The sequence below is a fragment of the Cocleimonas flava genome, assembly GCF_004339015.1.
GTDB lineage: Bacteria > Pseudomonadota > Gammaproteobacteria > Thiotrichales > Thiotrichaceae > Cocleimonas > Cocleimonas flava.
In genome coordinates this window covers 963,328-985,080 of sequence record NZ_SMFQ01000004.1, presented here as the reverse complement: position 1 = coordinate 985,080, position 21,753 = coordinate 963,328, and the positions used below count along the sequence as shown (strand labels likewise).

16 protein-coding genes are annotated in these 21,753 nt (G+C 40.4%); 10 read left to right on the top strand and 6 right to left on the bottom strand.

Features of this window, described 5'->3' with window-relative positions; all coding sequences use genetic code 11:
* Positions 1-220: 220 nt before the first annotated feature.
* Positions 221-6,295, top strand: coding sequence for a tandem-95 repeat protein (locus tag EV695_RS16160; protein WP_131907000.1), 6,075 nt, complete (start codon positions 221-223; stop codon positions 6,293-6,295).
* Positions 6,296-6,394: 99 nt separating this feature from the next.
* Here EV695_RS16160 and ylqF read toward each other — a convergent pair whose 3' ends face one another.
* The gene (gene ylqF / locus EV695_RS16155) at positions 6,395-7,342 is read right to left on the bottom strand and encodes a ribosome biogenesis GTPase YlqF (protein ID WP_131906999.1); all 948 of its coding nucleotides are present in this window, start codon (positions 7,340-7,342) and stop codon (positions 6,395-6,397) included.
* A gap of 220 nt (positions 7,343-7,562) precedes the next feature.
* Between ylqF and EV695_RS16150 the strand changes: the two genes are divergently transcribed.
* Positions 7,563-8,393, top strand: coding sequence for a hypothetical protein (locus tag EV695_RS16150; protein ID WP_131906998.1), 831 nt, complete (start codon positions 7,563-7,565; stop codon positions 8,391-8,393).
* 104 nt (positions 8,394-8,497) lie between these two features.
* Here the strand turns inward: EV695_RS16150 and EV695_RS16145 are convergent, their stop codons facing one another.
* Positions 8,498-9,697: a class I SAM-dependent methyltransferase gene (locus EV695_RS16145; protein ID WP_131906997.1), complete on the bottom strand. Its 1,200-nt coding sequence runs from the start codon at positions 9,695-9,697 to the stop codon at positions 8,498-8,500.
* Between the two features lie 29 nt (positions 9,698-9,726).
* Here EV695_RS16145 and EV695_RS16140 point away from each other — a divergent pair, with 29 nt between their 5' ends.
* A complete protein-coding gene (locus tag EV695_RS16140; protein ID WP_131906996.1) occupies positions 9,727-10,482 on the top strand; it encodes a pteridine reductase in 756 nt (251 codons plus the stop codon).
* A gap of 115 nt (positions 10,483-10,597) precedes the next feature.
* Positions 10,598-11,743: a hypothetical protein gene (locus EV695_RS16135; protein WP_131906995.1), complete on the top strand. Its 1,146-nt coding sequence runs from the start codon at positions 10,598-10,600 to the stop codon at positions 11,741-11,743.
* A 38-nt stretch (positions 11,744-11,781) separates the two neighbouring features.
* Here EV695_RS16135 and EV695_RS16130 read toward each other — a convergent pair whose 3' ends face one another.
* The 3 genes from EV695_RS16130 to EV695_RS16120 all read right to left on the bottom strand — a co-directional run bounded on the left by EV695_RS16130 (position 11,782) and on the right by EV695_RS16120 (position 14,466).
* Complete coding sequence (locus EV695_RS16130) at positions 11,782-12,132, bottom strand: hypothetical protein (protein ID WP_131906994.1); 351 nt, start codon at positions 12,130-12,132, stop codon at positions 11,782-11,784.
* Positions 12,133-12,285: 153 nt separating this feature from the next.
* On the bottom strand, positions 12,286-13,449 hold the full coding sequence (locus EV695_RS16125) for a methyltransferase (RefSeq protein WP_131906993.1): 1,164 nt from the start codon (positions 13,447-13,449) through the stop codon (positions 12,286-12,288).
* Positions 13,450-13,563: 114 nt separating this feature from the next.
* On the bottom strand, positions 13,564-14,466 hold the full coding sequence (locus EV695_RS16120; RefSeq protein WP_131906992.1) for a formylglycine-generating enzyme family protein: 903 nt from the start codon (positions 14,464-14,466) through the stop codon (positions 13,564-13,566).
* 272 nt (positions 14,467-14,738) lie between these two features.
* Here EV695_RS16120 and hflK point away from each other — a divergent pair, with 272 nt between their 5' ends.
* From hflK to EV695_RS16090, 6 genes are all read left to right on the top strand, one after another.
* Positions 14,739-15,965, top strand: coding sequence for an FtsH protease activity modulator HflK (hflK, locus tag EV695_RS16115; RefSeq protein ID WP_131906991.1), 1,227 nt, complete (start codon positions 14,739-14,741; stop codon positions 15,963-15,965).
* Positions 15,965-16,825, top strand: a complete 861-nt coding sequence (gene hflC, locus EV695_RS16110; protein WP_131906990.1) for a protease modulator HflC — start codon at positions 15,965-15,967, stop codon at positions 16,823-16,825. The genes hflK and hflC overlap by 1 nt, the downstream gene beginning before the upstream one ends.
* Before the next feature lie 100 nt (positions 16,826-16,925).
* A complete protein-coding gene (locus EV695_RS16105) occupies positions 16,926-17,111 on the top strand; it encodes a DUF2065 domain-containing protein (protein WP_131906989.1) in 186 nt (61 codons plus the stop codon).
* 118 nt (positions 17,112-17,229) lie between these two features.
* Positions 17,230-18,417 carry an ATP phosphoribosyltransferase regulatory subunit gene (locus tag EV695_RS16100; RefSeq protein ID WP_131906988.1) on the top strand — a complete coding sequence of 396 codons (1,188 nt, stop codon included), beginning with the start codon at positions 17,230-17,232 and terminating at the stop codon, positions 18,415-18,417.
* A gap of 108 nt (positions 18,418-18,525) precedes the next feature.
* The gene (locus EV695_RS16095) at positions 18,526-19,821 is read left to right on the top strand and encodes an adenylosuccinate synthase (RefSeq protein ID WP_131906987.1); all 1,296 of its coding nucleotides are present in this window, start codon (positions 18,526-18,528) and stop codon (positions 19,819-19,821) included.
* 99 nt (positions 19,822-19,920) lie between these two features.
* On the top strand, positions 19,921-20,610 hold the full coding sequence (locus tag EV695_RS16090; protein WP_131906986.1) for a 16S rRNA pseudouridine(516) synthase: 690 nt from the start codon (positions 19,921-19,923) through the stop codon (positions 20,608-20,610).
* 131 nt (positions 20,611-20,741) lie between these two features.
* Here the strand turns inward: EV695_RS16090 and EV695_RS16085 are convergent, their stop codons facing one another.
* Positions 20,742-21,656, bottom strand: coding sequence for a LysR substrate-binding domain-containing protein (locus EV695_RS16085; protein ID WP_131906985.1), 915 nt, complete (start codon positions 21,654-21,656; stop codon positions 20,742-20,744).
* Positions 21,657-21,753: the final 97 nt, after the last annotated feature.

The following is a 21,753-nucleotide window of genomic DNA, read 5'->3' as shown; positions in this document are numbered from 1 at the left end:
ACTTGCTTTTTGATTGGTGTGCATTTCTTAGGCTTGACTATTTTTTTTAAAAATGTTCTTTTGTCTGTCATAAGAAGAACTGATGAATCCCCCATGCATCAGATTTTCTAAAATAATAAGCTGCTTATTACAAGGAAGATAAACAGCCGGTTTTAATGCTGAAAGATTAAAACCAGATAACTAGAAACAATAGTAAATACAAACCAAAGGATATGCGCCCATGCTTTTTCGTACTCTTGGATTGGTAACACTGTGTGTTACTTTAACTGCTTGTAATATATCTGGATCAGCTCAAAAAGGGCCCTTCAAAGAAGGCTCCAGGGTATCAGCTACACAGTTAGATTCTCAATCTTCTCCTATCTCATCAACAACGCTAAATACTCAAATATCGGGTACTCAGGGTGAGTTTCTGGTTGATAGAATTGAATGGAGTGGCTGGACTGAATTAATAGCGACAGGCCAATACTTTGATGAGTACAATAATAGTGAAAGCAGTAATGAAATAACGTTAAATGTAATCACAAATAAAGATCGTCGTTTTGACACAGCTAACATTAACCTTTTTACACATTTGGCTGCTGCAAGAATTCGTGCTCAAGTCGCTGATGGGGAAAGCATTAGCAGGGCGTGGCGTGACACTCAAACAGAGATAAAACAGTTATTTAATTTAAATCGTGTCAGTAGCAATAGCAGTCGTGGAGTAGAGCAGCTGGACTTGCTTCGTGGGAATGGCAGTTTTAGAAGAGATAATGCCAATCTATTATTATTCACGGGGGCTTTTTTAGCTAATGGTTCGAATAATGATGACTTGCAATCTTTAACAGATGATTTTGCCGATGATGCCCAGTTTAATGGTTCTGGTGTTAATGTTTTTAATAACATCGCTATTAAAGCAGGGGAAAGCGGCCTTCTAGATGCCTTATCCAGTAATCTAAAGTCACTGGGTGTGCGCAATCCACCAAACAGCGGCGACATGAGCGAGCTTCCTGATTGGGTAAACACTGATGAGGTAACTGATAATGTACCACCAGTAATTTTAGTAACAGGTCAAAACCCGTTAACTATCGTTGTGGGCACTCAATATAATGATGATGGCGCAACAGCCTTGGATGATACCGATGGCGAAGTGGCAGCAACTGCTGTTGATGGTTCAGATATTATCGACACCTCAGAGGTTGGTGAGTTTACGGTTACCTATGAAGCAACGGATATAGCTGGAAACACTGCCACTGCTACACGAGTAGTTATTGTTGTAGAGGGGACTGATAATGAACCTCCAACCTTAACGCTTTTAGGTAATAACCCTGATCAGATTGAAGTGGATACTAGTGGTGGTGTCGTTTATGGAGATGAAGGATATACCGCTACAGACAATCGTGATGAAGTCGTTAATGTAATTGTCGATGGTGAGGTAAACATGGGTGTGTTAGGCACATACACGCTTACTTACACTGCAACTGATGCTGCTGAAAACTCAACAATCGTTGAGCGAGAAGTGAATGTCGTGGATACGACACCACCTGAAATAGAACTTGATGGAGCAAACCCTCACGTTATAGAAGTTGATACAAGTGAGGTGCCTGCAGCCTATGAAGAGCAGGGCGCAACAATTACCGATAATTACGATACTGAGTTAAGCTACGACGTCGATTACTCACAACTAGACACAACACAAGCTGGCACTTACATCATAACCTACACAGCAATTGACTCATCAAATAATGAGGCAGAACCTGTTACACGTGAAGTGCAAGTCCAGGAAGCTGAGAACGTACCTCCGACGGTCATTGCAGGAGAAGATACGTCGGTATTGATTAACTCAACAATCACATTAGTAGGCACAGCTTCTGACTCTGATGGTGGCATTGCATCCTATGTGTGGACAGATGCTGAAGGCAATGAATTAGCGACTACCAATGAATTTGTATATACCCCAACCTCTATTGGTGCTCATGAACTTACGCTAACTGTAACTGATGATGATGGCGCTGAAGCAAGTGATTCATTGATTGTTACAGTTAATCTGCCACAGCCTTATCAAATAGTTTTTAATTCTGCGACTGTTACTGTTCCTCGTAATATTTCTGTGTCGGAATTAACCCAGTTACTTGAGGGGAATTCATCGGTAAGAAATGGAGAAACCACAATTTCAACCGAAGCTTCTTTTAATACCTCTAGTGTGAACACAAACACTCCGGGTTCTTACACTGTCGAGGCATCTGTAACTGATCCATACAATGGAGTGATCACACGCGATTTAACCGTAGTTGTCACCAACAGCTCACCAGTTGCTTCTGCGGTTAACATTACTATCGAGGAAGATTCTAGCAATAATGGTATCTCACTTAATGCAACAGATGCTGAGAATGATCCATTGCAGTATTCGTATCCTTCCAGCACTGCAAATGGTGCTATTACTGGAAGTGGTTCAAGCATTAATTACACGCCGAATACCAATTTTTCTGGCACAGATAGCTTTACTTACACCGTAAGTGACGGTTTTGCTAATTCATCGGCAACTGTGACAATAACTGTAAATAATGTGAATGATGCACCGGTTGCAGAAACTAAGACAATCACCCTAGAAGAAGATTCGTCAGGTAATGCAGTAGAATTAAATGCAACTGATGTTGATTCTGAAGCATTGGAGTTTACGGTTGAAACACAACCAGCTAATGGATCTCTAGAAGGAACGCCACCTAACCTTACTTACACACCTGAGGCAAATTTCTCAGGAACGGACAGTTTTACTTTCGCAGTCACTGATGGTCAAGCTAGTTCCAAAGCAACAGTAAGTATTGTTGTTAACTCTGTGAATGATGAGCCTGTTGCTGATTCTTTACCAGTAACAGTTGAAGAAAATTCGGTTAATAATGCAATTGTTTTAACAGCAACTGATGTAGATGGTGACCCTCTTGAGTATGCCGTTTCTGTTGCCCCAACTAATGGTTCCTTAACAGGTGATGCCCCTAGTCTTAGATATACGCCAAATGCTGACTTCTTTGGAAATGATAGCTTTGAATTTACCGTTGGTGATGGAACAGCATCATCAACAGCAATTGTTAATATAACGGTAAATGAAGTTGAAGAAGAAAATATGCCGCCAACGGTTAATGCAGGCTCTGATAGGGAAGTTATTTGGGGTGAAATAATTACTTTAACTGCAGTTGCAAGTGACCCAGATGGTGAAATAGTTAGTTATGATTGGCATAGTGGAGAGTCGGATACTCCGACATATTCGTTAGACACTAGTGATTTAGAGATTGGTGCCAGTTATTCTATTGATGTAACAGTTACAGATGATGATAATGCCACTGCTAGTGATACTGTTATTATTAGTATTATAGCTGATCCAAATTCTCCCGCTGAAATAGCTTTCAGTTTTGAAGGTGCAGACCCTCAGAGCGACCTACCTGTATTGACAATTGATACCACTGATTTTGCCTCGCCGGATGAATTTCATGCGTTTTTAGAAAATGAAATTACTATTCGGGATGGTAATGGGGTTGTTTATGATAATAGCGAGGAAGATTACTATTACAATTATTATTACGAACCATATGGCGAGTCAACATTTGATCCTACAGTAGCAGGTACTTTTGATGGTGAAGTAGGTTTTTGGAATGTTGATACTGACCAAGGGCCTAGTCGACTATTTAGAGTTGTTATAACTGAGCCTACTCGGGTAATACCTGAACTTACCCAGGCGCAGATTGATGACTATCTAACTGTGATAAACACAGCGAGAGCTGAGCCACAATATTGTGGAGAAGAGCAAGTATTGTATCCTGCAGTTTCTCCTCTAACATGGAGTGATAAGCTTTATAGAGCTGCGTACGAGCATAGTCAGGATATGGCAATAAGTGATACTTTCTCACACGATGGTTCGGGTACTGCTTCTGATTGGACAGGGTCTGATTTGGAAGTGCCAGGCCCAAGTAGTGCAGAAGAAAGAGTCGCAACTTATGATTATCAATGGACTAATTTAGCAGAAAATATAACCGCAGGAACTAATAGGGATACAGCCCAAAAAGCGATTGATTCTTGGTTAGCTAGTACCACCGGCCATTGTGAAAGTATGATGAATGCTGATGTAAGAGAGGTCGGTTTAGCGTTTGCTGCAAATGCAGATTCTGAATATACGAACTACTGGACTCAGAAATTAGCTAGACCTTCAGGTTATGTTGATGACGCAATAGTCAATGTCAGAATTACTACAGCAGATGGTGCTGTAGTAAGCGACGTAAGTGTGACAACTTCAGCAGGAACCGAGCAGTCAAACGCTAGTGGAAATGCTAGCATGGTGTTATCAGCGGATCAGGAGTATGTGTTAACGCTGAATAAAGAAGGTTATGCTACGCAAGTGTCTCCTATAAAAGCACCGTTAGCTGGAGAGCAGATCAGTCTTGATTTCACTATGATTCAACGGGGTGCTGTTCAGAGATTTAATGCTGAAAGTGGAGGGGTGATAACAGGCGCTAATGGAGCTTCGGTTTCTATCGAACCTAATTCTTTCGTAATTGGAGATGGTCAATATGTAACCGGTGATATCGAGGTCACGATTACACCTGTTGATGTATCTAATCCTGCATCTTTGGCAGCATTTCCGGGAGAGTTTACTGGTACACAATTAGACGGTACAGATACGCCTATTATCAGCTTTGGAACGGTTGAATATAAATTCACTCAGAATGGTGAGGAAGTTCGTCTTGATGAGGAATCAGGTGCAACAGCGGATATATTAATCCCAATATATGTTGGTAATTACCAGAATGGAGATCCTATTCAAGTTGGTGATCAAATACCTTTATGGTCACTTGATGAACAAACAGGTATATGGACGCAGGAAAGTGTTGAAACTAGATCAGCAGATGAGGGTTTTGGATATGTTGTATCAGATCCATCTTCCCCAACTGGATTAGCATTACAGGCAACAGTAAGTCATTTCACCTGGTGGAATTGTGATGTGTCAATGAGAGCTGGTACAGCTAATGTTAAAGTAGGCGACTCTCAATCAGGTTCCGCAGTAATAAAAGCTGTTGCTAGTGAATCCTGTAATATCGGCTGGAGACCAAATATCGTTGAGACTGTAATTAGAATTGGAGAGACAGCCAATGGATTGTATATTCCTAGTAACTGTGAGGTTTGCTTTAGTGCGGAACTCACCTATGACTCCGGCTCTGTAGCAAACACGATAACTCAATGTGAGGAAGTTGATCAGTACGGGACAGTTGGAATAAATCTACCTGTTCCAGATTTTGGGCCACTTAATATTGAAGCAAATGGAAGCAATGAATCGCTAGATGTTCAAGGAGTTTTAGGTTTTGCTAGTCCTCGTGTGCAATTAACAGCGACCACTGTTGAAACGTCTGTAAATTATGTAGTAAATCCTAGCTTACCCACCGGTCTTTCTTTAAATGTAATTAATGCTACACGTGCAGAGATTGTTGGTGTGCCAACAGCGGCAGGTAATTATAGTGTTGTTATACAGGGTACTGATTCTACGGGTACAGAAACAGATAGTATTACAATCAATTATAATATCGTCGATCCTGCTAACACCGAACTGCCTGTATTCATTAATGAACAAATTTACATCACATTTTCGGAGCCAGGTGGTTTTTTTGATCCAGATACTAGTCAGATCTGGGATTTAAATCCTTATAATATCGGTGGTACTAGTACAAACTGGAGCTTGGTTGAAAACGATAATGGTCCAGTTCCTGAGTGGCTTGAGCTAAGTCCCAATGGTACTTTGACATTTGTTGAGGAATTTCAATCAGAATATAATAGCTGGAGGGGTTTTGTTCGGGCTTCAACAAGTGCTGGTACAGCAGAAACTGAATTTAGGGTATGTTTCAGCATAGATTGCCCGAGTGAATCTACTCCGATTCCAGGTGACTATGCATTGAGTGTTTCAGGCTATACCGAGTTCTATCCATTTTTTATATCTCCTTTCAAAATTTATTTAAATCAAGAATCAACTGAAGATATTACGGTAGATTATGTTATTCGTGAGAGTACCTCTGATGAAATTTTACCTTTTGGAGTAAGTGCAATAGCTGCAATTGCGGGGCAGGACTTTGTTATAGAAACTGGAACTTTTGTTATACCTGCGGGCACTTCAGAGTTTGATTTGGAATATAACGGGGTATTAGACTATCAGGTCACCGAGCCACCTTACTACCCTCAAAAGGTGTTTAGTATAGATATCTCTAGTTCAAATTCTGGTGTTAGGATGGAAAATGAAACAGGGTTAGCATGGATTAATTCAGGTGGTTTGCAACTTGACTAACTTAATGATGTTTTCATAAATAAAATAATCTTCAATAAAAAAGCGGCTTTGAGCCGCTTTTTTATTCTTTACTAATTACTTAATTACTTAATTACTTAACTACTTACGATTCTTTCTCCAGCGTTTTTTACGTTCAGCTTTAGTCGCTTTTTTATCTTCTATTTTCTTTTCAGATTCAGCCTGTGCTGTGATATTTTCATTCTCAAAAGAAATTGGCTCTTCGAGTGTTATTCTACCCAGAGTTCCTAATCGGAATTCATTGATCAGGATCTTACAGGCTTTATCTATTTCAACTTGTCCGCCACTGCGTAAGCAGCCTCTTTGACGTCCAATGATCTCAATGAGCTCAATTTCTGTTTGTGGACACTCTGAAAGCTCATAACGCTTTGTCAATAATTCAGGGTAGTGTTTGATTAAGTATTCGGCTAAATAAAATGCTGCATCATCACTCTCAAACGCTGTGTCTTTTATGGCGCCTGAGATAGCTAATCGATATCCACTGTGTTCGTTATTAATATTTCCCCATAGAAGTCCAGGGGTGTCGAAAAGAACCACGTCATCATTGATTTTAATGCGTTGTTGTTGTCTTGTAACGGCTGCTTCGTTACCCGTTTTGGCAATGGTCCGACCTGTTACGGTATTAATGATGGTTGATTTTCCGACATTAGGAATGCCTACAATCATCGCATGAATTTCTCTATCTCTAGCGTCGCTGATGGTCACCATTTTTCGGCATAGGCTTGAGATTTGTTTGATTTTTTCAGGTTGCTCACGAGAGACACAGAGGGTTTTAATGCCTTTATCGCGCTCGTAATAAGCTTGCCATTTTTCAGTTAATTCTGGATCTGCCAAGTCACTTTTATTAAAAATCTTGATGCAGGGAATATCTCTTGTCGAACTATTACGAATAGCCGCGATCATTGGGTTTTCGCTAGAACCTGGCAAACGTGCATCGAGCACTTCTATGAGTAAGTCCATTTCTGGAAGCTTTTCACGTATTTCTTTACTGGCCCTGTGCATATGGCCGGGAAACCATTGAATTTTCATATTGTTATTAAGCTGTCCATATTTTTAGATCGAATCAGACCATTTTACACGCCAATCTACAAATGTCACTTTGAATAGCAGGGTAGGAGCTATAGGTTCATAAATACTTCTACCATTAGTCTAGCGGTTTAAAAATGATAGGGTGATTATGGTAGATTAGGAGGAGAACTGTTACCAAGTAATAATAAAAATTATCACAACCCCAGTGAGAGAGAACAAAATGTTAGATTCAGTGAAAGAAATCCTTACTAAAGAAATAGATCTTCACGATGTTTTAGATAAAGAGATAGATACTAAACATCTGAAAAAATTCCTTGCTCAAGAAATTGAAATTAAAAAGTTAAAAGAATTATTGGCCACAGAAATAAAGCTGAAAGAATTTCTGGTGCAAGAAATCGATGTTAAAAAAATGTTCTCTACTCATGAGCAGGCTAAAATTGATAAAGAAGAAGCAGAATATAAATCAATTAATAAAGCGGTTAGCGATAATAACTTAAAGATGTTAGACGCAGGCTCAAAAAAAGCCGAAGCAGCTAAAGAAAACACAGAAGAAAATAAGCATAAAAACGCTGAAGCTAATGCTGTTCCAAGCCCTAAAAAACTCCCTCCTTATGATTACAGTTTAATCAAAACGCTTGAAGAAGAGCAGGCCGAATTATTGTTTGTTTATAAGGAGATGATGAAACATGCGGAAGCTGAGCAATACAGTGCAGCGGCAGGTAGGCTGGAAGCCTTTTCATCTAAAATTAAAGCCCATTTTCATAAAGCAGATAAGGAGCTTTACTCGTACCTTAGAACCTTCATTCAGCTCAAATACCCGAAGCGTGAAAGAGCGTTTAACGAGTTAAACCTCGAGATGAAGAATATCTCTATAGAAATTTTCTTCTCGATAACACAAAGTCCTCATATTCCTGTGAATGAAAGAAATCGCAGTGAATTCATCAAAGAGTTTACTCACTTAGGTAAGCTATTAGAAACACGTATTCACCGAGAAGAAACGGTGTTACATGTTATGTATGACGAAAGTAATGGACCTACTGATATTAGTTAAATTAAAGCTTTGTATCTTAATGGTGTAATTGTAATGCTAGAAAGATTACAAATACTACAAAGTAGCATTAGCCATTTTTTGCTACTAATGTCTCATTGGAATACTTACAGTCGATAGCGCTGATCAAAATCTTTAAAGCCGCATAGCTGATGTGGATAATTTTTCGTTAATCCGATACATTTAAAACGTTCCCCCATTTCTGCGGGGAGCGTTAATGTACGTACCTGTTGTGCGAGTGTGTATTGATCATCTAAATTATTTTCCAAAGCGTGTTTAAAGTATTCTTCTAAACCTGTATTCGCCAGAAAACACGCTTGAGAAGTAAACCCTGCAACCTCCAATTTAGAGGAGTCAGCAGCTTCTGCAACTGCTGTAAAATCAACGTTGGCAGTGATGTCTTGTAAGCCTACGTTAAGCAATGGTGCTTCGTTCACTAAATGCTGATAATGGCAAATCAAGGTGCCTTTATTGCGCTCTGCCAAATAATATTCTTTGCGTGGGTATCCATAGTCAATCAAAAGCACCAATCCTTCTTCTATGATTTCAGCGATTGATTTTAGCCAATGCGTTATATGTGAATTGATTTCTGATGTGTAAGGAGTCGCTTCTTTAGGGATATTCAAACGTAATACGCGATCATGAAGTGCCGGATTGGTTTCAGTCGCAGGTCTTAATTGTTCGAGAAGCGCATCATCCTGCCAAATGACATGATGTTCGTAGACGATGTCTCCATGTTGGGTAAATACATCAACGGGCATGGCGTCTAATACTTCATTGGCTAACACGATGCCTGAGAAGTGTTTGGGCAGGGTGGTTAACCAAGTGACTTTGGTCAGTAAATGTGGCGCTTTTGATTCAATCGTTTGTTTCTGGCGCTGTTGCAATTCGGGACTCAGATCGAGAATGAAATAAGTCTCAGGTAAGCTGTTTTGCTTTTCAAGTTCCAATAGGATTTCGGCAGCCATAATACCCGTGCCTGCGCCAAATTCAAAAATGCACCCCCCCACTTTGGAGGCTTTTTTTGTGTATATTGACTTTAAAACCTCGGCACATTGATTCGCAATACACTGTGAAAATAGCGGTGATATTTGCGGTGCAGTTGTAAAATCTCCCTGTTCACCAATTTTGTGAGTGCCTGCGACGTAATAACCCAAACAAGGTTCGTATAAAGCCATTTCCATATAGCGTTTAAAACTAATGCTACCACCATTGCTTTCGATTGCGTTTTTTATGTTAGCGACTAACTTTTCGCTATGTTCCAAGGCATCTGCGGAAGGTTCTGGTAAACTCTGAACGTGTTTCATGGGCTTAGAGTATATAGGGATTAATGACTATGCAATTATTGCAGGGAAAAGTAGCACTGGTAACTGGATCAGCTCGACGAATTGGCGCTGTAACGGTTCGTGCTTTGCATCAACAAGGTGCCACCGTGGTTGTGCATTATCGCAACTCCGCAAATGACGCCAAAGCGCTTTGTGATGAACTCAATGCCATGCGTGAAAATTCCTGTTTGATGCAGCAAGCAGAATTAGCCGATATAGATTCTTTGCAAAGCATGATTGATCAAATAATCAGTAAAACGGGAAGGTTGGATATATTAATCAATAATGCCTCGAGCTTTTATCCGACAAAAGTGGGAGAGATTAAAGAATCTGACTGGGATAATTTAATGGCTAGCAACCTGAAAGCCCCTTTGTTTTTATCTCAAGCTGCCACACCTCATTTAAAAAAGGTACAGGGCTGTATCGTGAACATGGTTGATATTCACAGTGAGCGTCCCTTAAAAGACCACCCCGTTTATTGTTCGGCGAAAGCAGGTTTGGCGATGCTGACTAAATCATTAGCCAAAGAACTGGGGCCAGACATTAGAGTGAATGGCGTCTCGCCCGGTGCGATTTTGTGGCCAGAGGATGATGACGATAGTCCAGAAATGAAAGCTCAGCACCAATCGATACTGGATAAAACTAGCTTGAATAAGACAGGATCAGCGGAAGATATTGCAAATACGATTATGTTTTTGGTTACTCAGGCAGACTACATAACCGGACATATCATTCCCGTTGATGGCGGGCGATTGTTGAATCAATAAAATCATACTTAAACATGTTTTAAAAAAAAAGCCCCAATGTAGGGGGGTGACTTTAGATGTGGTTATAGGCCATTTAACAGATAAAAAAACAGATTAAAACGGGCAGTAATTCTATATGGACAGTATTTTTCTCTTAACCATCGGATTTATTTTTCTCGGTGCGTTGTTATCCAATGTACTGAAATGGAGTAATAAAGACCGAGTACTTAAAGATTTGCAGGGCTTTCATTCCACCATTGAAATGCAAAGCGGCAAGAAAGTCTGGGGTAAAACGAATATTTATTCGAATGGTATGGAGCTACACTTTTCTCGCTCGGCCTCAAATGCTTTGGGTAATCCTATCAATTCGTTCATTTTCTATGGGGTTGATATTGATAAAATTCGCACGATTTTCAGAAATCACGGTGAGTTATCCGAAAAGAATCAATTAAAGCGAGCCAAAGAAGTGGCAAGGGTTTCTAATCCTGACTTTTTACATCGCTCGTCGCGTAAATTACGAATCTTTTTTAACGTATTTAATGATGCGATTGGTGAAGCGTTGAATGTGTTTTTAAGTCGTATGAAAGGTTCGGGTGGTGTGCTTTCTACACAGGGCGATTACATTAAAAAAATGGGTACCACAGCGCTATCTTCTAGCGGTAATGAGTACGACCCCATTCTTGAGTCCTATATCAATAAACGGGTAAGTGTGAATCTCGAAGACGAACATGGGCACAGCGAATACTGTGGTTATTTAAAAGAATATTCATCTGCATGGATGTCAGTGCTGAATTGTAGCGTAACGCATGCGCACAAAATCGATTTGGATGACTTGACGCGTTTATCGTTGCAGCGAGATCTGGATTTTCAGTATACCTTGTATGAAGTAAAACCGGGTGAATATGCTTTGGACGTTAAAATAGACGCGTATGGTGAAGAGCCGATGAAGCTTATAGGCGTAAAAGGTGGTGATGACGACAAAGATGTTGCGGAAAATACGCGAAATTATCAACATAGATTGAATAAAACGCTGAAGCAAGGTGAATCGCTGTCATTTACACTGAATAATTTACCTACTGAAACCCTCATAGACGTTGACCCAACTTTGTTACCGCTATCAATTGAGATGGTTTCTGAAGTTCGCAGAGAGGGTGAATTACCCGAAGCGTATTTTACTCATCAAAAACTATTACCAGAGTTAAAGCTGGAGATTGAATCTACCCATATTGCTGATGTTTATTTGCCACGAACAATTGCAATCGTTAGGCATAGTGCCGGCTAATGTAACTGAAAGACATGCTTTATTAGCGATGTATGGTGTTAGGCATGTACCGTCATTTTGTGCGTTTCAATAAGATCGGACTCAAAAAAGCTTATTAATAGATCGCAGGTTTCTTCTATGCGTTTCTTTCTCTTTGGGAATGCTGTGAATTGCGCTTTTTTCCAACTCTCGATTTCATTCTTCATATCTTCTGCGCTGAACATATAAATGGAACCGCTTTGATTTAAATGACGCATAAACCAGGGCAATGCAGCTTTGGTGATCATGAATGCTTCCTTTTTGGCAGGACTGCTTTCGCTGCGTTCCTCGACCCATTCGTCTATGGCAATATCCAGAGTTTGCTGGCTAAAGACAAAACAGATGTTTGTATTATTGTTAGTGTTATTCATAAGCTTAGTTATCAAAAAGAAAGGGTGTTATGTTTGTTTGCGCACCTTTTAGTATAAGGTGAATGTTAAGCAAATCAAATGACCTGAGTAAAAGAACAAATAAAAAATCAAGCCAAGCGAAGCCTTAAAAATATGCCTCAAAGGTGGGGGGTGTCATTTTTTATTCTTTGTGGCGACCAAGATCACAAATTTCTTATTACTGGCGACCGTCTGGCAATTACCAAAAAGCTTCTTTAGTTTAATGTGATAGGCAAGGTGTCGATTTCCGACTACCCAGAGTTCACCGTTTTTTTGTAACTTTTGCTGGCTTTGTTTAAACATGGTCCAGGCAATATGGTCGCCGACGGCGTGAGCCTGATGAAAGGGCGGGTTACAGAGTATTAGGTCAGGAGTATCACCTTTATATTGATCAAGGCTGTTACTCATTAAAAACTCTGCATCGTCAGTATTTTTATCGATTGTTTCGTTACTGTAGTTAATTTTTGCAGAAGCTATTGCAGCGTAAGATTCATCAGTAAAACTGATTTTTGCATGGGGTATTAATTGTTTCGCCGCAATTCCAAGAATTCCGTTACCGCAGCCTAAATCAATGATATTAGGTGCTTGCTCGGCATATTCTCCATGTTGATTTAAATGCTTTTTAATTGTCTCCAGAAAAAAGCGTGTGCCGATATCCAGATGATCATTGGCAAACACATTGGCAAAATTCTGTAGATTTATTCCAGATGATTCATCTTTAATGGTTTTCGGGTAGGGAGAAACGACATTATTTTTCTGGTCATTTTGTGCATAAATCAATCGTGCTTTTTTGGTTGCGCGCGAAGTCGTTGTAGTACCGATAATTTTTTCAAACAGCTTGAGTGTCGAGGTGTGAATATGTTTGCTCATGGCTGCGCCGATAATCACCGTTTCAGGGTGTATATGTGGCTTAAGTCGGCACAGTTGATCTTCCAGCAACGATAAAGTCTTGGGTATTTTAATCAAAACCAGATCGTACTTTCCTTCTGCTTCTTTTGTCGATGGAATTAATACGGGACTAGCAGAGATTTTATTGAGAGATAGGTTATGCGTAGTGGCAAGGTGTGAGATAAATGAATCAGACCAGCTATGCACCGAGTATTCATTAAAGGCTAATGCAAGAGCGCCAAAAGAATCATTGGCTATAAGTGGGGGGGTGACTAACAGATGAGAATAGTCAGTAAGCACTGTTTCTATTAAAAGCTCATCGGCGGCATCCCAGCCACGTAAAGTATCGTTTTTGATTTTTGGCAGGCGTTCCAGCTGGAATTCACCCGAACGAATATTTAATGTTTCCACGATTATCCTTGACGATTTTTACTTAGATAAGGCTTGGTGTAGTTTTGATTTAGCCCTAGCTTTGCTCTAGATTAGGTCGGGGAATTGTAGTCTAAAAATGGAATGACAGGTATTTTATAAGTCTCTTACAACACGAAAACCGAGATTGGTGTCCATTTCATCATATAAGCGTTTTTTTCTGGCGGCACTGCGTGCGTGGATCGCTTCATCGAACCATGAGCCGCCTTTGGTAACAATCGCAGAGCTAATAAAGCCTGAGTCATTTGAGCCATCTCGATTGCTATTAACATGAGAATCACGCCAAGGTGTGCTGGTAAACTCCCAGACGTTGCCGTGCACTTCATGTAAGCCCCAGTTATTAGGTGGTTTGCACCCCACTTCCAAAGCGGTTGCCATGGGTGAACATAAAGGTAAAAACCAGCGCTTCTTCTTTTTCGCTTCATTGTAGGGAAATAGCGAATGAAAATGCACTTCCTTACAAGTGACTTCGTCGCCAAAATGAAACGCTGAATTTGTGCCTGCGCGTGCAGCGTATTCCCATTCAGACTCTGTGGGTAATCGGTAACGTTTTCCCGTTTGATCGCTGAGCCATTTCAGGTATAACGCGGCATCCGCCATACGAATATTAATTACCGGTTTTCTTCCTTCGGACCAAATTAGGTCATTGCGCAAAAACCATTCTGTATCTTCACGAAATTTTTCAAACTCTTCTGCGGTTACTGTAAAACGACCAATCGCAAAAGGTTGAGTAATATGCGTGTAATGCTGGGGGTATTCGTTAACGGAGTGGCCGAATTCATCACGGTTCGATCCCATTTCATATTGGCCAGCAGGGATAATAGCTAGCTCAGGTCCTTTGCCGCCGATCTTTAAGTCATCAGCAAAGTAGGGGGATAGATTAAATTTCTTCGCCGTATCTTGTTGCAGCGCTTTAATCTCATTTTGATTAAGCTCTGGCAAAAACTTGCTAGAGTTTAAGTGGCTATCTGCTGTCTCTGGTGTCGTTGAAGAATACATATAAAAACAAGCTATATTAATAAATACTTATATTATCGCTTTAGTTTTGAATAGAATTCAAGAGTTAGATCAATAAACAGATATAAATATTGATTAGAATCGAATTTTTATTTTCTCTATTAAATTTTATAATTTAGTAAGAACATTATGCAAGAGCCATAGCAAGTGTGTACAATCTCGGCTTTGGGTTTTACAAATCTTTAGGTTGTATCCTTGAGAGTTGTAATCGAATCCCCATAATTAAATAATCTTAAATTTTGGAGTAACAGTGTATGCCTTGGAATGAACCAGGTGGCGATGATAAAGACCCTTGGAGTAAAGGTAAATCGGGTGATAATTCTAATGGAGGCTCTAAAGAAAGTTCGAAAGGAAATTCTAAAGGCAATCCAGTAGATAACATTGAAGATATCACGCGTAAAATGAATGATAAAATCGGTGGCTTATTTGGGAAAAAGAAATTGGGTAGTGGTAATGGCCCAAGCAGTACTTCTCTAATAATAATCGGTCTTGTGGCACTATCTGCATGGTTGGCAACAGGATTCTACACAGTAGATTCTGCGCAACGTGGAGTAGAGTTTAGATTTGGTGCATTCACCGAAACAACGCTTCCTGGCTTGCATTGGCATATCCCTTACCCAGTTGATACGGTTGAGCTTGTTGATATCGACCGAGTTCGTACAGCAGAAGATCGTACGCACATGCTGACACGCGATGAAAATATCGTCGATTTAGGTGTTGCTGCTCAGTACAAAATCAAGAATGCAGAAGATTACTTATTTAATATCTACCTTCCAGATTACGAAAGAAACCAGTCAATTGGCACACTTTTTCAAGTAATGCGAAGCGCTGTTAGAGAAATTGCCAGTCTTAATACCATGGATTCTATTTTGAAAGAGAATCGTGGCGCGATTGCTCCTGATACTCGTATCGTTATGCAAAAAGTATTAGATGACTACAAATCAGGTTTAGAAGTTGTCAAAGTCAACGTAACTTATGCTGAAGCTCCAAAGCAGGTTAAAGATGCATTTGATGATGCCAACAGAGCGCGTGAGGATTTGGATAGATTCAAAAATCAGGCGGAAACTTACGCAAACAGCGTAGTACCTATCGCTGAAGGTAAAGCATCACGCTTAAGTGAAGCGGCGACTGCTTACGAAAGTCAGGCAATCTCAAAAGCAGAAGGTGATGCGTCACGTTTCAGTCAGTTAGTTGCTGAATACGAAAAGGCTCCTGATGTAACCAGAAAACGTCTTTACCTGGAAACAATGGAAAGCGTTTATGCAAATACAACTAAAATCATGGTTGATTCAAAATCAGGTAACAATTTATTGTACTTGCCATTGAATCAACTAAATACGAGCAAACCATCAACCAGTGCAACGGATGATTTTGATCCAGCGACAGCAGGTTTAGTAGAGCAGGCGCTAAGAAATCAAAGAGCCCAGCAGAGCGGTAGTATTCGCGATGGTGTAAGAGACGCAACGAGAGGGTCACGATAATGAAAAATATAGTAATTATTGTTATCGCGGTTATCGTATTTATTTTTGCTACGGCAACCTATACGGTAGACCAGCGTGAAACTGCAATTAAATTCCGATTCAAGGAAATTGTAGAAACTGATATTAAACCAGGTCTACATTTCAAAATTCCTTTTGTGAATACGGTAGAAAAGTTTTCAAAGCTTATTTTGACGCTTGATGCGCAACCTGATCGTTTCTTAACAGGAGAGAAGAAATACGTACAAGTAGACTTCTTTGTTAAATGGCGTATTGCCGATGCCGGTGTATTTTATCGTGCAACTCGTGGTGACTTGAATCGTGCTCAGAACCGTCTTGAAAGTATTATGAAAGATGGACTTAGAAACGAATTTAGTACGCGTACGGTTAAAGAAGCAATTACCGGTGAACGTGGTGAAATCATGACCGAATTGCGTGAAAAAGCGGCAGAGTCTGCCAAGTCTCTGGGTATTGAAATTGTTGACACTCGTGTCAGTCAAATTGACTTTCCTGAGTCTGTTAGTGAATCTGTTTATGAAAGAATGCGTTCTGAAAGACAACGTGTAGCTCAGGACTTCCGTTCTCGTGGTAAAGCTGAAGGTGAAAAGCTTCGCGCTATTGCTGATCGTCAGGCTGTCATTATTGAAGCAAATGCTTACCGTGATGCTGAGAAAATTCGTGGTAACGGTGATGCTAAGTCTGCTGAAATCTACGCGAAGGCTTATCAGAGAAATCCAGAGTTCTACGCTTTTTACAGAAGTTTAGGTGCTTACAAGAAGTCGTTGGGTAATGGTGGAGATATTATGGTTATCGAACCTGATGCGGAATTCTTTAAGTACTTCAAACAACAAGGTGGGCAATAAGCCCGCTTTGTGTTGTATTGATTAGCTTAACTTCACACTTTAAATAAACGTTAATTACGTTATCATTTACGTGATTAACGTTTACTGGTTATAACCTTCTATGAATTGGCACGATTTACTCAATGCGATTGCATTATTGTTAATTCTTGAAGGTTTATTGCCTTTTATAAAACCCGAAAGTATTAAGAAAATTTACCACACCATGTCGCAAACCCCTGAAAGTTCCTTGCGTATGATTGGTTTGGCAAGTATTGTTGCTGGTCTTGTTTTGCTATACTTAAGTTAAAACCGATCTAAAACTAAGTATACCTCCGCTACTAACCCGTTTAGTTTCTGAGCTACTTTTACAACTACTCTTACTCTTGTAATTAGATATCCCATTATTTTTATATGAAACAACTGTTATGAATACGTGGTTACTTCCTGAGGGCATCAATGAGTCACTTCCTGATGATGCAGAAAAACTAGAAAAATTACGCCGTCAACTTGTAGACCGTTACGCAACATGGGGATACCGCTTGGTTATGCCTCCTATGGTTGAGTACTTAGAGTCTTTACGAGCAGGTATGGGCACTCAATTAGATTTACAAACGTTTAAAATTACCGATCAACAAAATGGTCGGATGATGGGCGTGCGTGCCGATATGACACCTCAAATTGCGCGTATCGATGCACATCGAATCTCAAAAGGTGACACCAAAGCATCAGTAAATCGCTTATGTTATATCGGAACAGTTTTAAGAACGCGCAGTGCACAACAAGGTGGTTCTCGATCGCCTGTACAAGTAGGTGCTGAGATTTTTGGTCATTCCGGCGTAGAGAGTGATTTCGAAATAATCTCTTTAATGCTGGACACTCTACACAGCATCAATGTTACTGAGTTGGTGTTAGATATTGGACACGTGGGTGTCGTCAATGGCGTTGCTGAATACGCAGGTTTAACTAAAAACCAGCAGCAAAACTATTTTGATATGTTGTCTCGAAAGTCTATTCCGGAAATTAATGTCTGGGTAATAGAACAAGGCTTATCAGATTCTGTAGGTGCAATGCTTGAAGCTCTTCCTATGCTGATTGGTTCTAATGACGTTATTGAAACAGCTAAAGAACGCTTGAAAGAAGCCGGCCAACCTGTTTTGGATGCGCTAGAGCATCTTGAGAATATTACTCAGCTAGTTAGCAATAACTTCCCTGAAATTAAAGTAAATATCGACTTGGCAGAAATGCGTGGTTATTCATACCACACTGGTATTATGTATACCGTTTATTTGCCTGGACGTGGTGAATCAATCGCTAACGGTGGCCGTTATGATGGTATTGGTGAAGCCTTCGGTAATAGTCGTCCGGCGATAGGTTTTAGTACTGATCTGCGAACCCTTGCTTCAATGATGAAGCATACAGAGATTAAGTCTGATGGGATCTTGGCGCCGTTTACACTTGATAAAGATCTGGATCAGCTAGTCACTGAACTACGCCAACAGGGTAAACGTGTAATACGTCAGTTAGATGAGAGTTCTACAGCAGTTTCTGAACAGCAGGGCTGTAACCGAAAGATTGAAAAGCAAGGTGATAACTGGATAGTTGTTGCAAACTAAACCGCATCAGCATTAACCGCCTTATGCGTAAACGCTGATAAAGGCAGAAAAGTTAATCGCTAGCGAAAGAACATTATTGTGTTAGGTAAATAGTAAGGAATTGAGAAGATGGGAAAGAACGTTGTAGTGCTAGGAACCCAATGGGGTGACGAAGGTAAAGGTAAGATTGTTGATCTACTTACAGAAGACGCTTCAGCAGTAGTGCGCTTTCAGGGTGGTCACAATGCTGGTCATACCTTGGTTATAGATGGTAAGAAAACCGTACTACACCTTATCCCGTCTGGCGTTTTACGCGAAGGCGTGGAGTGTATTATCGGAAACGGCGTCGTGTTAGCCCCTGATGCATTATTAGAAGAACTAAAAATGCTCGAAGATGAAGGCGTACCAGCGAAAGAACGTCTTAAGCTTTCAGCGGGTTGCCAATTAATCCTTCCTTATCACGTTGCTCTGGATATGGCTCGTGAAACGGCACGTGGCAATAAGCCTATCGGCACAACCGGCCGTGGTATTGGCCCAGCTTACGAAGATAAAATTTCTCGTCGCGGTTTACGTTTAGGTGATTTACTCGATACAGAGCGTTTTACTGAAAAGCTAAAAGAAGTGATGGAATATCATAACCACGCGCTTAAGCATTACTTTAAAGCAGAAGAAGTGAGCTACGAAAAAGTACTCGCTGAAAGCCTTGAGATGGCGGAAGTTATGCGTCCAATGGTGATTGATGTGCCTCACACATTGAGTAAAATGCGAAAATCCGGCAAGAACATCATGTTCGAAGGTGCGCAAGGCACATTATTAGATATTGATCATGGTACTTACCCTTATGTAACTTCATCAAGCACCACGGCGGGGGGAGCATGTACGGGTTCTGGTGTGGGTCCAAAAGATTTGGATTACATTCTGGGGATTACTAAAGCTTACACAACACGTGTTGGCTCTGGTCCTTTTCCTACAGAATTATTTTGTGAAATTGGCAAGCACATTGCAGAAGTTGGCAAAGAGCAGGGCGCAACTACAGGTCGTGATAGACGTTGTGGATGGCTTGATGTAGTTGCACTTCGACGTGCAATGGAAATCAACAGCATCACTGGTGTTTGTGTGACCAAGATGGATGTACTTGATGATTTAGAAACCATTAAAATCTGTGTTGCTTATGAGTTAGATGGCGTGCAGATGGAAGTACCGCCGATTAATACGCCTGAATTTGCGCGTTGTACGCCAGTGTTTGAAGAAATGCCAGGTTGGCAAAGTAAGACCTTCGGCATCACTAAGTACGAAGATTTGCCAGAAAAAGCCAAAGCTTATTTAAATCGTATGTCTGAATTACTAGATACGCCGATTGATATCATTTCAACTGGTCCTGATCGTGATCATACGATGATTATGCGAAACCCTTACGAAGTTTAACGCTTCGTAACTAATGCCCTCTCTGGAGGGCATTTTTATTTCTGTTTTATTGTTTTTACCAAATTTAAAGTATCAATTTACTAGCAAGTACTCATTCAAATGCGCTTAGATAAACTACTCTCCAGTTCCACTGCTTTCACTCGTTCATTAGCCAAAGTTGCGATCAAAAAAGGCAAAGTAAAAGTTGATGGTGTGGTCGTCAAAAATCATGCCCAAAAAGTAGCTGAAGATGCTTTAGTTGAGTACATGGGCGTTAGTATTAAAAAGCCCAAGCCACAATACATTATGTTTCATAAGCCTGCGGGCGTGGTTTGTGCAAATAGCGATGAGGATCATGAAACGGTATTCGATTCATTGTTTCTGCCGCGAGTGGAGACTCTGCATATCGCCGGTCGTTTAGATATTGATACCACGGGACTTATTCTCATCACAGATGATGGCCAATGGTCGCATCGGGTCACTTCACCGAAACACAATCATGAAAAAAGCTATTTGATCGATTTGGACACGCCGATCACAGAGAAACAAATTCGAATATTAAGTGAAGGAGTGCAGCTCAAAGCTGAAGAAAAACGCTGTCTTCCTGCCCAAATTGAGGTGTTGTCAGAACTGAAAATCAGAATGACGATTACCGAAGGTAAATACCATCAAGTTAAGCGTATGATGGCTGCGGTAGGAAACCATGTGGAAAAATTGCACCGGGAACAGATTGGAAAGATCAAGCTCGATGAAAGCCTCAAAGAAAACCAGTGGCGCGAATTAACTGCAGAAGAGATTGAGCTAGTTTAAATAAAGGCCTGGCCCTGCATAAATTCTATTTATGTTTTCAAAGTGCAAAAACGTTATATCATTCAAAAGTAGGGGGGGGGCATTGGCTATTTTGTCCTGGTCTTTATTTAACTAAATCTAAATAGGAATAGCTAAGGCGCTACCAAACCTTCCTGTTTCAACACACTACCCTGAAAAAGATCTATAAAACGCTGTTGATGTCGGCGTAAGTATTTATCTTTTTTGTAGGCAATCTTGGTCGTTTCCCATGGAAATAATTCACTGAGGTCTCGCAATACTAAGTCACTGTCTTTATCTGTTACATAGGTCATATTAGCAATCACACCCACACCCATACCGCTGCGTACATAGGTTTTGATAACATCGGTGTCGGCTGCACTCAATACAATTTGAGGCTTTAATCCCGCTTTTTTAAAGGTTTCGTTGAACACTTCTCTACCAGTAAAGCCATGTACGTATGTGACAATCGGATAGGTGCTGAGCTTTTCCAGGGTAATCTCATCACTCTCAAGCAAAGCGCTGTCTTTTAGGGTGATCAAACTTCTATTCCAGTTATAACTTGGCATACTCACAAGGTCCTTACTCTCGCTAAGCGCTTCAGTGCAAATGGCAAAATCAACTTCATCGTGAAGTGCTTTTGTAACCAGTTGTTGTGGTGTTCCCTGGTGGATTTGTAATTCAACCTCTGGATATTCCTGACTGAATGCTTTAATTACAGGGGGCAAAATGTACTGAGCCTGAGTATGCGTGGTACCTATACGTAGCATCCCTTCGAACTCATTGATGTGATCATGAGCGATCTCCAGAATGCTATTGGCATTGGCTAGCGTGCGATAGGCATAAGCAACGATTTCATCACCTACAGGAGTTAAGCCTGCTAAACGTTTACCTTTCCGATTAAATAATTTAACCCCTATCTCTTCTTCGAGACGGCTAATTTGCTGCGATACAGCTGATTGCACCAAATGTAACTGGTCTGCGGCTTGACTGATATTTAAATTATTTTCGACAACTGATATCAGCGACTTAAGCTGTTTTAGATCCATTACCTTTCCTGTGTCTTCTATATCATATATTATGATATTAAATTAAATTTAATCATTTTACGTGAATAGAAGTCTACTGTAAATTTCACTCCAATAT

Coding starts and splice junctions, on each gene's coding strand:
- EV695_RS16160 (WP_131907000.1), top strand. CDS start 221: ATGCTTTTTCGTACTCTTGGATTGGTAACACTGTGTGTTACTTTAACT.
- ylqF (WP_131906999.1), bottom strand. CDS start 7,342: ATGAAAATTCAATGGTTTCCCGGCCATATGCACAGGGCCAGTAAAGAA.
- EV695_RS16150 (WP_131906998.1), top strand. CDS start 7,563: ATGTTAGATTCAGTGAAAGAAATCCTTACTAAAGAAATAGATCTTCAC.
- EV695_RS16145 (WP_131906997.1), bottom strand. CDS start 9,697: ATGAAACACGTTCAGAGTTTACCAGAACCTTCCGCAGATGCCTTGGAA.
- EV695_RS16140 (WP_131906996.1), top strand. CDS start 9,727: ATGCAATTATTGCAGGGAAAAGTAGCACTGGTAACTGGATCAGCTCGA.
- EV695_RS16135 (WP_131906995.1), top strand. CDS start 10,598: ATGGACAGTATTTTTCTCTTAACCATCGGATTTATTTTTCTCGGTGCG.
- EV695_RS16130 (WP_131906994.1), bottom strand. CDS start 12,132: ATGAATAACACTAACAATAATACAAACATCTGTTTTGTCTTTAGCCAG.
- EV695_RS16120 (WP_131906992.1), bottom strand. CDS start 14,466: ATGTATTCTTCAACGACACCAGAGACAGCAGATAGCCACTTAAACTCT.
- hflK (WP_131906991.1), top strand. CDS start 14,739: ATGCCTTGGAATGAACCAGGTGGCGATGATAAAGACCCTTGGAGTAAA.
- hflC (WP_131906990.1), top strand. CDS start 15,965: ATGAAAAATATAGTAATTATTGTTATCGCGGTTATCGTATTTATTTTT.
- EV695_RS16105 (WP_131906989.1), top strand. CDS start 16,926: ATGAATTGGCACGATTTACTCAATGCGATTGCATTATTGTTAATTCTT.
- EV695_RS16100 (WP_131906988.1), top strand. CDS start 17,230: ATGAATACGTGGTTACTTCCTGAGGGCATCAATGAGTCACTTCCTGAT.
- EV695_RS16095 (WP_131906987.1), top strand. CDS start 18,526: ATGGGAAAGAACGTTGTAGTGCTAGGAACCCAATGGGGTGACGAAGGT.
- EV695_RS16090 (WP_131906986.1), top strand. CDS start 19,921: ATGCGCTTAGATAAACTACTCTCCAGTTCCACTGCTTTCACTCGTTCA.
- EV695_RS16085 (WP_131906985.1), bottom strand. CDS start 21,656: ATGGATCTAAAACAGCTTAAGTCGCTGATATCAGTTGTCGAAAATAAT.